The sequence below is a fragment of the Massilia eburnea genome (genome assembly GCF_050709955.1).
Lineage (GTDB): Bacteria > Pseudomonadota > Gammaproteobacteria > Burkholderiales > Burkholderiaceae_D > Rugamonas > Rugamonas eburnea_A.
This window is the reverse complement of record NZ_JBNZFX010000002.1, coordinates 132,573-145,875: the sequence shown is the minus strand read 5'-3', so window position 1 is coordinate 145,875 and position 13,303 is coordinate 132,573. Positions and strand designations below refer to the sequence as shown.

The following is a 13,303-nucleotide window of genomic DNA, read 5'->3' as shown; positions in this document are numbered from 1 at the left end:
AACCGTAACACGGCAAGCTATTGATTTCTAAGGGAACGGAAAAGTTGGCACAACTATTGCTCATAGGAGTTGTGCCCGCTGCAAGGCCGGATAGCAGCAAAAGGTCATGACAGCCCTTTTTAACTCAGGAGTCAAAACAATGAAGATTTTCCGCAAACTGCTCCCGCTTGCTACTGTAGCCAGCATGCTGTTCGCCGCTGGTGCCGCCCAGGCGGACGTGCTCACCCCGTTCAACATCAAGGATGGCGTCGGCAATACCCTGGCATCCAACGTTGACCGCCTGGACTGGTCGTCCAACGGCAGCGGCCTGGCCCGCGGCATTGGCCCGTTCGGCACCCCGCTGACCGTCGGCCAGAGCTTTGAATTCCTGTACCAGTCGACCCTGGTCGGCAAGAACGGCGGCACCGGTACCCCGAACCTGGGTGGCCGCCTGGACGGTGAAGCCAACGGTATCGCCACCGGCGATTTCGAATTCACCATCGCTGCCAAGATGACGGAAGTGGTGACCGGCACTTTCGGTCCAACCGCAACCTTCGGCCTGGGCGGTGCGCCGGGCTCGAACAAAGTGGCGATCTACTTCGATACCGCACGTAACGCCAACACCGTAACTGGCCAGGGCTTTGACGACGGCATCATGGTGGCGCTGCTGACGATTGATTCCAACTCGTCCGTGTTCACCCTGTTTGGCCCTAACAATGGCCAGGGTTCCGCCAAGCTGCATGCCGGCATGCTGCAACCAGGCGACTTCGTCAACCCTGACTACTTCGAAGGCGTGATGAGCCTGATTTTCGGCGTTGACTTTGAATCGAGCCTGAACTATCCAGCCGGTTCGGCAGCGACCGCCGGCTTCCACCGCAACGGTTCGAGCAACAACGGCGATCCATTCTCCACCGTGCTGCCGGTATTCGGTCCAGGCGGCGACATCATGTTCAAGGTTGACGGCGACAGCGGCTTCACCCGCGTACCGGAACCAGGCACCATGCTGTTGATGGGCATTGGCCTGCTGGGCCTGGCTCGCCTGCGCCGCCGCGCTTAAGCCGCGACGTTTCCAGGAACTGAAATGGGGACGTACCTTCGGGTACGTCCCTTTTTTACTTAGTGCGGCGGTTTGAACATCTTGCCCACTTCCCGGATCACCATGCTGTGCGGGAACAGGCCGGCAAAAAAGCGCTGTTTATAGGTGCCCTTGATCGAGGCCACCACCGGGGCGCCCTTGGCCAGCCCGGCCAGCGACGCCTTCACCACGTCGGCCGTGCTGCCGCGCGTGGCCAGGGCGCTGGCATAGGCGCCGGCCTTGGCGTCGAATTCGGTGTCGGTCGGTCCCGGCACCAGGGTTTGCACCAGGATGCCGCGCTCCTTCCACTCGCCGTGCAAGGCCTGGCTGAAGCTTTGCACGAAGGCTTTCGAGGCCGCGTACACCGCCATATAGGGCACCGGCTGGTAGCTGGCCTGCGAGGAAACATTGATCACCGCGCTGCCCGCATGTGACGCCAGGTCGGGCAGGAAGTGATAGCACATTTCCACCATGGCGCTGTTGTTGACCTCGATCATATCGCGGTAGTCCTTGAGCTCCCAATGCTCGAGCCGGTTCCAGCGTCCCATGCCGGCGATATTGCACAGCAGGCGGATGCGGATCTCCACCGCGTCGAGCCGCTCCTTGACATGCGCCACCGCGCCCGGTTTCGCGAGGTCGACGCGTATCACCTCGGCCTTGACGCCCAGCTCATGCACCAGGCCTTGCGCCAGTTCCTGCAGCCGTTCTTCGCGCCGCCCCACCAGTGCCACATTGACGCCGTTGCGCGCCAGTTCGCGCGCAAATTCGGCGCCGATGCCGCCGGAAGCGCCGGTCACCAGCGCCCAATGGCCGCGCAAGTCTTCAAGTTTGATCATCGTAGATTCCTTTTCCCGTCAGGTGGCGCGCCACGCGCAGGGCGTTGGCGGCAATCGTCAGGCTGGGATTGGTTCCGCCGCTGGACGGGAAGAAGGAGCCGTCCACCACGTACAGGTTGGACAGGCCATGGGCGCGGTTATTGGCGTCGAGCACGCTGCTGCGCGGATCGCTGCCGAAGCGGCAGGTGCCGCACACGTGGGCGATGCGCTGGTTGTTGTCGGCCTGCTTCACCAGGTCGAAGGAGTAGGGCTTGAGCGCTTCCTTCATCAGGCTGCGCATGGCTGCGATGCGCGCCGCATCATGCGGGCGCACGCGATAGTCGAGCGCCAGGCGTGCGTCGCCGCTGGCCGGGGTGACGCGGTTGTCGGCATACGGCAAGTCTTCCAGCGTGGTGGCCAGCACCAGGCGTTCGTGCACGAACTGCTTGAGGATCGGCTTCATCACCGGCTGCGCCAGCTTGAACAGGGGCGCCAGCCAGGGCAGGGCGCCTTGCCGGATATCGTCTTGCATCGAGGCGGCCAGCACCGGCACCGGCGGCAGGCGGCCGAACGATTGCACCGAGCCGAGCTTGTTGCCGTCGCGCTGGTAGAAATCGTTGAAGCCGAACTCCTTTTGCCGGTTGTCGAAGCCGGCTGCCGTCTTGGGCTTGATCACATACAGGTCGATGTGGTGGCGCATCAGGTTGCGCCCCACCAGGCCGGAATCGTTGGCCAGGCCTTGCGGCCAGTGCTCGGAAGCCGATTGCAGCAGCAGGCGCGGGGTTTCCAGCGCGCCGGCCGCCAGGAATACCTGCTTGCCGCGCAGGGTCAGGCGCTGGCCGCGCTGCTGGCACACCACGCCGGTCACGGCCTCGCGCGTGGCTTCCAGCTGCAGCACTTCGCATTCATCCATCAGCGTGGCGCCGTGCTGCGACAGGGCCGGCTCCAGGCAGATGCGGCTGGCGTCGTTCTTGCACTGGCGGTCGCACAGGTAGCCCTGGCAGGCGTCGCAGCCTGCCACGAATTCACAGGCCAGCGGCAAGCGGTAGGGATGCAGTGCGCGCTGCTGGAAGAACGCAAACAGTTCGCTGGAGGCCGGCGTCAGCGGCGGCGGCGCCCGGAAGTGCGCGGCCCAGCCGCCAGTGCGGTCGGCGCGCAGCGGATCCGGCGTGCCGCGCACGCGGAACAGCCGTTCCGCCGCTTCGTAATGCGGCAGCAGCTGGTCGTAGCCGATCGGCCAGGCTTCCGGCAGGGCGGCATCGGCCGCTTGCGGATGCTGGGCGCGCGGCGCGAAATCGGCGGCGAAGAAACGTTCCAGCACCATGCCATACAGCGCGCTGGAGCCGCCGGTGCCGCTGCCGATGAAGGGCACGAAATGCTGGGTGCGCGAGCCGGCGTTGGTGCGGATGGTGTCGCTGTAGCGGCCGGCGCGCTGCAGCGTGGCGCGGTGCTGCGGGCCGGGCGCTGCCGGTGCCGGGAAATGCGTTTCGGCGTAACTGTTGGTCAGTGCGCCCGGCAGCAAATGGGACTTGCCCTTTTCAAGAAACAGCACGCGCTGCCCGGCCTTCGCCAGCGCGTAGCCGAGTGGCGCGCCGCCCATGCCGGTGCCGATGATGATCGCGTCCCATTCCATCGGGCAAGCATATCATCGGCGTGAGCGAATTGCCATCGGGTGCATGCAGCGCTGCGGCACGGCGGCCGCGATCGGATGCAGGGCTTTGCCGTACAGCTTGCCGATCCGCCGCACGTAGGCGCGCGTTTCATCGTAAGGCGGCACGCCGCGGTACTGGTCGACCGCCTGCTCGCCGGCATTGTAGGCGGCGGTCGCGAGCGTGACGTCGCCGCTGTAGCGCGCCAGCAGCCAGCGCAGGTACGCCAGGCCGCCGCGCAGGTTCTGTTCCGGATTGAAGGCATCCAGCACGCAAAAGCGCGCGGCGGTGGCCGGGATCAGCTGCATCAGCCCGCGCGCATCCTTGGGCGAGACGGCGGTGCGCTTGAAGCCGGACTCGACGGCGATGACGGCCAGCGCCAGGGCCGGTTCGATCTGGTACTCGGGGGCCAGCTTGTCGACCAGGGCCAGCAATTGCGGCGTGGCGGCGCTGTAGTCGGGAAGCGGGAAGGCAAGGTCGAGTTCCAGCGCGGGATCGGGCGCCATGCAGGCCGGCAGTGGCACGCCGGGGGCGGCAGGCAGCAGCGCCTGCATGCGCACGGCTGCCGCGTGGCCTTGCTCGGCTGCCAGCCCGAACAGGCGCCAGGCGGCGCCATCGTCATGCACCACGCCGCGGCCGTTGGCATACATCCAGCCCAGCGCATATTGCGCGTCAGGGGCGCCCAGCCGGGCGGCGCGGCAGTACAACGCCGCCGCCTGGTCCAGGTCGCGCGCTACGCCTTCGCCGTGTTCCAGGCGCTGGGCTTGTTCGTACAGGGTGGCGGCATTCTGCGCGCTGGCAGCGTGGGCCAGCAGGCTGGCCGCCACGATGGCGAGGAATCGCATGCATGCTCCATGCAAAGCGGATACCCAGCCATTGTAGCTGGGTGGCGCTGGCAGTTGCTGCCGTTATGCCGCCGCGCCCTGCGAGTTTTTGGGTGTCAAAAATGCCTTATGGAACAGGTGGCGCGCCAGCCGCAGCGGCGGCATGCGCAGCCAGTTGCCGCGCACATACAGCAGGAAGTCGGCCAGCGCGCTGCCGGCGTCGCGGCAGCTTGGGTGGTGCGGCCGCAGCGCGCGTGTAAACAGCGCATCCATCGCGGCCAGCAGCAGCGGCGCCGGCGCATCGGGCGCCATGGCGGCCAGGGTGGCCGGCGGCACCTCGGTGCCGAGCAGCATGGCGCTGTAGCGCAAGCCGTAGAACATGAAGCGCTGCAACTGGTGCTGGCGTGCGCGCGCCGGCAGCGCGTCCCAGAAGCCGGGCTCGTGCCGGCCGAAATGCGTCAGCAGGCAGTGCAAGTCCCACAGGTCGCGCAAGCCCTTGTCGAATTCGCCGTCGGCAAACAGGTGGGTGGCGCTGTGCAGCACCATGTCCAGCGGCGCCAGGATGGCGGTGCCGGCTGGCGCGGCCGCGCTTGCCAGCGACCGTGCCGCAGCCCGCAGCAGGCGCGCATCGGGGCGCTGGGCGGCGGTGCGCGGCAGGATGGTGTGGTGCACGTCGATGGCGGTCTGGCGCAGCACATGCATCATCGGCGGCAGCTCGTGCATCCATTCGCGGTAATAGCGCTGGTCGTAGCTGTCGTGGTGGGCGCCGACCCAGCCGTGGCGCATCAGGGCCGCTTCCACTTGCGGCAGGCTTTCTTCCGGCACCAGGATGTCGATGTCGGAAAACAGGCGGCCGGCGGCCGGCGGCAGGTCGGCCGCGGCATAGGCGCCGCCTTTCAACAGCAGCAGCGGCAGGCCGAGCCCGTCCAGCGCCTTGCCGATCAGGCGGATTTCCCAGTAGGTGGCCTGGCGGTGGCGGCGCGCCATCACGGCCGCCCAGGATAATTGCTCGCGCGCCTGCGGCAACGCTTGCGCCAGCACGCCGTGCTGCGCCAGCCAGTCGTGCAGGGTGGCGCTGAGGTTGGCATTGGCGGCCTGGCGCAGCAGCAGGTCCCAGCCGGCGGGCGGCAGGCCGAGCACCTGTTGCGGCGCGCGCAGCACGCGCAGCAGCAGCGGCAGCTCAGCTTTCATTGAGGCGGGCAAAGGTGTCCAGGGCTTCATCCAGCGCACTATAGCGGAAGCGGAAGCCGGCCGCCTGCTCGATCAGGCGGCCCAGCGCATTGAAGCCGTCGGCCCCCAGCACGCTGTAGTTGAAGCTGTTGCCGGCCAGTTCCATGAAGGTGGCGGCGCGCGCCAGCGGTTCCAGGGTGGTGCCGGCGCCGGCGCTGTAATGCGGGAATACGATCCAGGCTGGCAGGGCGCTGTCCGCCGCACGCAGTACGGCAGCTCCCGGCGCGCGCATATGCGCCACGGTGCCCTTGGTGGTGTCGTGTACCGGCGTGCTTAGTACCGCATCCGGCAGGTAGTTGCGGATAATGTCGATCGAGGCGTTCTTCAGGCTGATCGGGCGAGGGTTGGGCACCAGCAGGCCGGTGTCGAGTTCGAGCAGGGTCAGCTCGTCGGACAGCAGGCGCCAGCCGCCCTTGCCGGCCAGGGCCGCCGTCAGCGTGCTCTTGCCCGAGCCGGGCGGGGCCGGCAGGATCACGGCGCGGCCATGGCGTTCCAGCACGGCGGCATGCACGATCAGGTAGCGGTGGGCGCGGCTCGACACGCACCAGTTCAAGCCCCATTCGAACATGGGGAAGGCATGCTGCAAGGGCATCGGCTGGAACATCTCATAGCCGTCGCAATGCAGCCGCACTTGCGGGCGCAACCAGCGGCGCGCCGAGCGGGGGCGCCGCAGCTGCAGGTGGAAATCGGCGAAATCGCTGTCCTGCAGCAAGGGGTAGTCGCCATACAGTTGGCCGATACTGGCAGCCACGCTGGGCATGTCGGCCTGCAAGCGCACCGAAAAGCGTCCGGTGCGCAGGCGCAGGCCGTCGCCGGCCAGGCGCGCCTGCAGCGCCGCTGGCGCCAGCGAGGCGACGGTCAGCATGGTTCCACCAGGTAGAGTTTGCGCAACTCGGCAAAGGCAAGCTGCAGTTCAGGGTCGGCCCAGTCGTCGGGCGCGAGTGCGCCGTCGCGCAAGCCGTGCAGCAAGTCGAGGGTAGCCTGGTCCAGCAGGTGGGTGGCGCCGGACACTTCGTTGTAAAGCACTACCTGGCCGTCCCAGCTGCGATGCAGCAGGGACTGGCCCGGCACCAGTTGCCACTGCACCGGCCTCAACCCATCGTACCCGACAGGTAGTCGACTACTTGCTGGGCATCCCACTGCACGCCGGCAGTCGGGCTGAAGTGGCCGGTATCGCGCAGCTCTTTCCAGATGTTCTGCAGCATCGGCACGGTCTGGAAGCCGGACAGGCCGGCCAGCACGTTCAGGTAAGCCGCCACCAGGTGCGCACCCAGTTTATATTGGTCGAAGGTCGCGTCGTTACCCAGGATGTAGTCGAGGGTACAGATGTCCGCGCCATAGGTGCTGTTCATCTCCAGGTTGCAGGTGAACATGCTGCGGAACTTATCGGTCGGCAAGGCGCCTGCCGGCCATACCTTGTCCGGCAGCGGCGATGGGGTCGGATTCTTGCCGCCGCCCTTGCCGCCGCCTTTGCCGCCCTTGCCGGTGCTGCTGCTGTCCGGCGCCGGATCGGTATTCTTCCATGCGCCTGGCGATTTGCCGGCGCAGGCGCCGGGATCGTTGGGGCGCGCGCTGACCAGGCCGGACTGGAAACCCGACGGGCCGGCGCAGACGACCGCTGCCATGCCAGGTTGGCTGTGCAGGGTCAGTAGCACGCCGGATGCGGCGGCACCGGCGCGTGTGAAGCGGCGGCGCGCAGCGCCCTTCGCGCTCAGTTGCTTGCCTGGCTGTTGTTCAATGGCCACGTCGTCGTCCTTGCGAGTGAGAAGGGTAGCTCTGCCACCCGTGATACTTAGTGAAGAAGCAAGTACCGTTCCAGATACGAGTTTCACCTATGGAATAGCTGGAAAATCAGGTGCTTAGCTAGATCAAGGGGGGCTCCCAGGCCCCCCAACCGACTATCTTATCTTGAACTGTAAGAATTTTCGACACCTACAGGAAACTATCGAATTGGTACTTCCAGTCTAGAAGAAGCTCTCCGGAATTACCAGAATATCGCCCGGGCGCATCGGTACATTGGCGGAAATGTCGCCATCCTTGATCAAGTCGTTCAAGCGCACGGTGAATTGCTGCTGCTTGCCGTCGACCAGGCGGATGATGCTGGCTTTATTGCCGGCGGCAAACTCCGTGACGCCGCCCACGGCAATCATCACGTCCAGGATCGACATATCGCGGCGGTATGGCAGCGATTGCGGCTTGGCGGCCTGGCCGATCACGCGGATCTGCTCGCCATAGGTGCCGACAAAGCCGGTAACGATGACGGTCACCACCGGCTGCTGGATGAACTTGGCCAGCGCTTTCTCGATATCGCGCGCCAGTTCGGTCGAGGTCTTGCCGCTGGCCGGCAAGTCTTCCACCAGCGGGGTGGTGATCTTGCCGTCGGGACGCACCGGTACCACTTGCGACACTTCCGGGTTGCGCCAGACGATGATGCTCAGGTTGTCGCCGGGGCCGATCAGGTAATCGGTTTGCGGCACGACGCCGGCGTCTGCCGGGGCCCCGCTGTGGGGCGTGGCGCAGCCGCCCAGGCCCAGGGCGCCGAGGACCACGGCGCTCGCGGCGAGCACGCGGGCCAGCTTGGTTTGCATATTCACATTATTCTCCTTATTTGCATTTTAGCATTGCCTGTTATACCACGAGTCTTGCCAATTTACCTTGCTATTTTTGTGTCCCGCCCTGTTGCAGCAGTTCATGCACGTGGCGCACCGGAATGGCGTAGCTGATGCCGCTGGGAGCGGTAATCGCGCTTTCCTTGGTGCCCTTGACCAGGGTCATATTGATGACGGCCACCACGGCGCCGGTTTCCGGATCATACACGGGGCTGCCGCTATTGCTGGGGTAGGCCGTACCGTCGAGCTGGTAAATCGTGAACGGCGCGCCACGCTGCAGCTGCAGCACGGCGCGCGGATTGAGGCCGCGCGAATTCGGGGTCGGCAGGATGGCGGGCGTTTGCGCCGCCAGCAGGGCGCGGTGGGTGACCGGGTTCAGGCCCAGCATGATGCCCAGCGGGTAGCCGGTAAACACCAGTTCGCTGCCTTCCTCCAGCATCTCGCTGCCGCCCAGGGTCAGCGCCGGCAGCGGCGCGCCCTTCAGCCGCAGGTGCACCAGGTCGTGCGCGCGGTCGATGGTCACCACGCTCACTTCGCGAAATTGCAGCTGGTCGCCCTTGCCGGTCACTACGCCCAGGGTTTCCAGCTTCTCCGAATCGAGTGCCGTCACCGCGTGGGCATTGGTGATGACCGACAGGCCATCGCCCACCACAAAACCAGTGGCATGGAATACGATGGCGGGACTGCGGGTGCGGTTGAAGGTGCCGATCCCGACCACGCTGGGCTTGACCGCGGCAATCGTGTGCGGCAGCGGCGCCGCCCCGGCCAGTGCGCTGGCGCAGCACAGGCAGGCGGCCAGGAATAGTGAAATCAGCTTGAGCATGCCGTCTCCAAAGTGGTGAATTGCCTTAGGGAAATGTTAAATTCTTTTCGTCAGCAGTGCGCAACAGACATAAATTAATAGTAACAGGCAGTGCGTTCTGCTGTATGATAGAGATTAGATGTTATTTAGGCAATATTAGATGTGGGCATTTGCGACAGTTTGCCTGCCTAACCAGGGATGAGTGATCGAGATGGCAGAAATTTTGGCATTGCTGTTGACCTTTCTTAAGGCAATCGGGAAATACCGCTGGTATGCAGTGGCAATTGCCTGGCTGGTGGCAGTGATCGGTTGGGCCGTGGTGTTCCGCCTGCCCAACGATTACCAGGCCTCGGCCCGGGTCTACGTCGATACCCAAAGTATCCTGAAGCCGCTGATGTCGGGCATGACCACCACCCCCAACGTCGAACAGCAAGTGATGTTCATGCGCCGCACCCTGATCAGCCGCCCCAATGTCGAGCGCGTGCTGCGCATGGTGGACCTGGACATCAAGGCCAAGGACAGCAAGGAACACGAAAGGCAGGTCGACGAGCTGATGACCGCGATCAAGGTCAGCGGCACCGAGCGCGACGACATCTACACCATCTCCTACAAGAACGAGAACCCGAAGCTGGGCAAGGACGTGGTGCAGTCGCTGCTGACCATCTTTGTCGAAGGCTCCTTCGGCGGCAAGAAACAGGACTCGGAAAAGGCCGTGCAGTTCATCGACGACCAGATCAAGATGTATGAAGAGCGCCTGGCGGCCGGCGAGAATTCGCTGAAGGAATTCAAGATCCGCCACATGGGCCTGTTGCCGCGCCAGGGCACCGATTATTCGAGCAACCTGGGCGACCTGTCCGAAAAGCTCAACCAGGCGCGCCTGGAATTGCTGGAAGCCGAACAGGCCCGCAATGCCATCAAGCGCCAGATCGCCGGCGAAGACATGGCGCCGGCCGCCGATGCCGCCAATATTGCCAATCCGGAAATCGACGGCCGCATCTCGACGCTGGAAAAGCAGCTCGACAGCCTGCGCATGCAGTACACCGAAGAACACCCCGACATCATTTCCGCCAAGCGCCTGATCGCCAACCTGCAGCAGAAAAAGAAGGACGAGGCCAAGAAGGCGGCCAAGAGCGGCGACCCGGGCGCGGGCTACAGCCCGATGCTGCAGCAGATGAACGTGGCGCTGTCGGCCGAGGAAGCGCGCGTGGCCGCGCTCAAGGCGCGCGTCGGCGAATACTCGTCGCGCATGGAGCGCATGCGCTCGCAGAGCACGGCGGCGCCGGAAGTGGAGGCGCAACTGGCCCAGCTCAACCGCGACTATTCGATCAATAAGGAAAACTATGAAAAGCTGGTGCAGCGCCGCGAAGCGGCCAAACTGTCCGGCGACCTCAGCTCGGCGACCGACATGATGAGCTTCCGCGTGATCGATCCGCCGATCGTGCCGCAAACCCCGGTCGGCCCCAACCGCCCCCGTTTCTACTCGATCGTATTCGTGGCAGCCCTGCTGTCCGGCCTGGGCAGTGCGTTCCTGATGAGCCAGGTCCGTCCTACCTTCCTCAGCCAGCACAGCCTGCGCGAAGTGACCGGCGTGCCGATTCTTGGCACCATTGGCATGAACTGGACCGAGCAACAGCGCTCTTCGCGCCGGCGCCGACTGTATGCCTTCGGCCTGGCCGTGGCCTCGCTGCTGACCGCCTTCGGCGGTGTCATGACCATTACCTTGCTGCGCGCCGGTTGAGCTGCGCAACACCCAGGGAGTCCATCAAGTGAGCATTATCGAAAAAGCCGCCAACCGCCTCGGGCAACCGCGTCCTGCCGACGCCAGCGCCGAGGCCACGATCCCTGCAGCACCGGCCGCGGCTCCGGTAGCTGAAGCAGTCCACGCGGCCCCGGCCGCTGCTGCTCCAGCTGCTGCCCCTGCCGCACCGGTGCCGGCCCCGGCCCCGGCCCCGGCGCACGCCGCCCCGGCCGCGCCTGCCGCCACCCCGGTGGTGCCGACCCTGGCCACCTTGCAGCCGCATGGCGACGCCAGCCGCCGCACCACCCATACCGTGGAACTGGACCTGATGCGCATGCACGAGTCCGGCCTGGTCACGGCCGCCGGCGGCCGCACCGCGCTGGTGGAAGACTTCCGCATCATCAAGCGCCCGCTGATCAAGCGCGCCTTTGCCGCCCGCAAGCAGGGCGACAACCCGGGCAACCTGATCATGATCACCAGCTCGCTGCCCGGCGAAGGCAAGACCTTCTGCGCCATCAACCTGGCGATGAGCATTGCCATGGAGCTGGACCACACCGTGCTGCTGGTCGACGCCGACGTGGCACGCCCGTCGGTGCTGCGCACCCTGGGCTTGCCGGCCCAGCGCGGCCTGATGGACATCCTGCTGGACGACAGTGTCGACATGGCCGACGTCATGCTGCGCACCAATGTCAATACCCTGTCGATCCTGCCGGCCGGCACCAGTTCGCCGCGCGCGACCGAGCTGCTGGCCTCGCACATGATGAAAAACCTGGTGAACGAGATCGCGAACCGCTACCCGGACCGTATCGTGATCTTCGATTCGCCGCCGCTGCTGCTGACGTCCGAATCGCATGTGCTGGCCTCGAATATGGGCCAGATCGTGATGGTGGTGGAATCGGAACGCACTACCCAGCACGCGGTCAAGGAGTCGCTGCGCCAGCTGGAAGGCTTGAGCAACGTCAACCTGATCTACAACAAGTCGCGTGAATTCCCGGGTACCGAAACCTATGACTATCACTATGGCTAAGCGCAGCCGCCTGGCCCTGCTGCCCTTGGCAGCGGGCTTGGCGGCGGCCTTCCCGGCCCATGCGGCGTGGGATTTCACGCCGCTCGCCGCCGCCCGCGTCACCTACTCCGACAACGTCGCCCTGGCGCAGGATGACCGCGCGCAGAGCGGCATGGTGCTGCAGCTGACGCCCGGCTTCCAGTTGCTGAACCGATCGCAACGCTTCGATTTCAGCCTGGATTATGCGCTGAACCTCTATGAATATTCCGGCGGGCGCCGCAGTGGCGCCCAGCGCCACAGCCAGGACTTGAACAGCAGGCTCAAGGCGCGCCTGGTGGAAGACTTGCTGTACATGGATGCCCAGGCCGGCATCCACCAGCAAGCCACCTCGGCCTTCGGCCCGCAGCAGTCGAATAATGACTATGTGCGCACCAACCGCAATGAAGTGCGCAGCTACCGCGTCAGTCCTTACCTGGTGCACCGCTTTGGCGCTTTTGCCAATGGCGAACTGCGCTACAGCCATGACACGGTCAGCACCGATAACGTCGGCATGCGCAACAGCGATGGCAATACCATCAGTGCCCGCCTGAGCAGCGGCCCCACTTTCCGCCGCTTTGGCTGGGATGCCAGCGCGATGCGCTCGGTGATCGAGGAAGAGTTGCCGGTGACCGGCGGCGGCACCCGCGGCCAGAGCACCAGTTCCAAGGCGGCCAACCTGAACTTGCGCTATGCCGCTACGCAGCAGCTCAATATCGGCATGTTCGGCGGCTACGACGATTACGATTACAGCGGGCTGGGCGGCGCACAGTCGGGCGCGGCCTACGGCGCCAACGTGACGTGGACCCCATCGGCGCGCACTTCGCTGCAGGCGTCGGCCGGGCACCGCTTCTATGGCCCCAGCTACAGCCTGGCGCTGCAGCACCGCAGCCGCGGCACGGTCTGGAATATCGTCTATAGCGATTCGGTGAGCAGCACGCGCAGCCAGTTCCTGCTGCCGCAGGCCATCAGTACGGCCACCATGCTGGACAACCTGTTCCGGGCCCAGATTCCCGACCCGCTGGTGCGCGCTGCCGCGGTGCAGGCGTATATCCAGTCGGCCGGCCTGCCGCCGTCGCTGGCCACCAGCGTCAACTTCCTGAGCAACCGCTATTCGCTGCAGAAGCAGTTGAACGCGTCGGTGGCCTGGCAACTGGCGCGCACCACCAGCCTGTTCAGCGTGTTCAAGACCCGGCGTGAAATGCTGTCCAGCCAGCAAGTCGACAGCGCCTTGCTGGGCAGCTCGCTGCTGTCGCTGAACGACAATACCGAGCAGCTCGGCGCCATGGCCAGCATCAGCTACCGGCCGGGCGCGCAAACCGTGGCGACCCTGATCGGCAACGCCATGAACGTCAAATCGCTGAGCGATGCGCGCACCAGCAACCACCGCGACTTGCGCCTCAACCTGTCGCGCAATTACAGCTCGCGTACCACGGGCTCGGTCGAATTGCGCCGGGTGCGGGGTTCCTCCGGCGTGGGCGGGCAGAAATACACGGAAAATGCCGTGTCCGCGACACTGTCAACAAAATTTTAAGCAGTA

The 13,303-nt window shown here is 65.2% G+C and carries 13 protein-coding genes; 4 read left to right on the top strand and 9 right to left on the bottom strand.

Going from position 1 to position 13,303, the window contains the following annotated elements; translation table 11 throughout:
• Window positions 1-139 precede the first annotated feature (139 nt).
• Window positions 140-1,036 carry a flocculation-associated PEP-CTERM protein PepA gene (gene pepA, locus ACQ4MM_RS02095; protein ID WP_431475806.1) on the top strand — a complete coding sequence of 299 codons (897 nt, stop codon included), beginning with the start codon at window positions 140-142 and terminating at the stop codon, window positions 1,034-1,036.
• Window positions 1,037-1,095: 59 nt separating this feature from the next.
• On the opposite strand, the gene ACQ4MM_RS02090 is transcribed toward pepA, so the two are convergent.
• From ACQ4MM_RS02090 to ACQ4MM_RS02050, 9 genes are all read right to left on the bottom strand, one after another.
• Window positions 1,096-1,890, bottom strand: a complete 795-nt coding sequence (locus ACQ4MM_RS02090; RefSeq protein ID WP_431475805.1) for an SDR family NAD(P)-dependent oxidoreductase — start codon at window positions 1,888-1,890, stop codon at window positions 1,096-1,098.
• Window positions 1,877-3,502 carry a GMC oxidoreductase gene (locus tag ACQ4MM_RS02085; protein ID WP_431475804.1) on the bottom strand — a complete coding sequence of 542 codons (1,626 nt, stop codon included), beginning with the start codon at window positions 3,500-3,502 and terminating at the stop codon, window positions 1,877-1,879. The genes ACQ4MM_RS02090 and ACQ4MM_RS02085 overlap by 14 nt, the downstream gene beginning before the upstream one ends.
• A 12-nt stretch (window positions 3,503-3,514) precedes the next feature.
• On the bottom strand, window positions 3,515-4,363 hold the full coding sequence (locus ACQ4MM_RS02080) for a lytic transglycosylase domain-containing protein (protein WP_431475803.1): 849 nt from the start codon (window positions 4,361-4,363) through the stop codon (window positions 3,515-3,517).
• 63 nt (window positions 4,364-4,426) lie between these two features.
• Window positions 4,427-5,533, bottom strand: a complete 1,107-nt coding sequence (locus tag ACQ4MM_RS02075) for a nucleotidyltransferase domain-containing protein (RefSeq protein ID WP_431475802.1) — start codon at window positions 5,531-5,533, stop codon at window positions 4,427-4,429.
• Window positions 5,523-6,437, bottom strand: a complete 915-nt coding sequence (locus ACQ4MM_RS02070; protein ID WP_431475801.1) for an HprK-related kinase A — start codon at window positions 6,435-6,437, stop codon at window positions 5,523-5,525. Before ACQ4MM_RS02070 ends, ACQ4MM_RS02075 begins: the two co-directional genes overlap by 11 nt.
• Entirely contained in the window at window positions 6,431-6,658 is a 228-nt protein-coding gene (locus ACQ4MM_RS02065) for a hypothetical protein (protein WP_431475800.1), read from the bottom strand. The genes ACQ4MM_RS02070 and ACQ4MM_RS02065 overlap by 7 nt, the downstream gene beginning before the upstream one ends.
• 5 nt (window positions 6,659-6,663) lie before the next feature.
• Window positions 6,664-7,317 carry a hypothetical protein gene (locus ACQ4MM_RS02060; protein WP_431475799.1) on the bottom strand — a complete coding sequence of 218 codons (654 nt, stop codon included), beginning with the start codon at window positions 7,315-7,317 and terminating at the stop codon, window positions 6,664-6,666.
• A 219-nt stretch (window positions 7,318-7,536) separates the two neighbouring features.
• A complete protein-coding gene (locus tag ACQ4MM_RS02055; protein WP_431475994.1) occupies window positions 7,537-8,160 on the bottom strand; it encodes an XrtA/PEP-CTERM system exopolysaccharide export protein in 624 nt (207 codons plus the stop codon).
• A gap of 70 nt (window positions 8,161-8,230) precedes the next feature.
• Window positions 8,231-9,004 (bottom strand): S1 family peptidase, encoded by a 774-nt coding sequence (locus ACQ4MM_RS02050; RefSeq protein WP_431475798.1) that lies wholly within the window; start codon window positions 9,002-9,004, stop codon window positions 8,231-8,233.
• Window positions 9,005-9,194: 190 nt separating this feature from the next.
• On the opposite strand from ACQ4MM_RS02050, the gene ACQ4MM_RS02045 reads away from it, so the two are divergent.
• The 3 genes from ACQ4MM_RS02045 to ACQ4MM_RS02035 are packed head-to-tail and all read left to right on the top strand — an operon-like array spanning window position 9,195 to window position 13,297.
• Window positions 9,195-10,721, top strand: a complete 1,527-nt coding sequence (locus tag ACQ4MM_RS02045; protein ID WP_431475797.1) for an XrtA system polysaccharide chain length determinant — start codon at window positions 9,195-9,197, stop codon at window positions 10,719-10,721.
• Window positions 10,722-10,749: 28 nt separating this feature from the next.
• Complete coding sequence (locus ACQ4MM_RS02040) at window positions 10,750-11,748, top strand: XrtA-associated tyrosine autokinase (protein ID WP_431475796.1); 999 nt, start codon at window positions 10,750-10,752, stop codon at window positions 11,746-11,748.
• Window positions 11,741-13,297, top strand: coding sequence for a TIGR03016 family PEP-CTERM system-associated outer membrane protein (locus ACQ4MM_RS02035; RefSeq protein ID WP_431475795.1), 1,557 nt, complete (start codon window positions 11,741-11,743; stop codon window positions 13,295-13,297). The genes ACQ4MM_RS02040 and ACQ4MM_RS02035 overlap by 8 nt, the downstream gene beginning before the upstream one ends.
• Window positions 13,298-13,303: the final 6 nt, after the last annotated feature.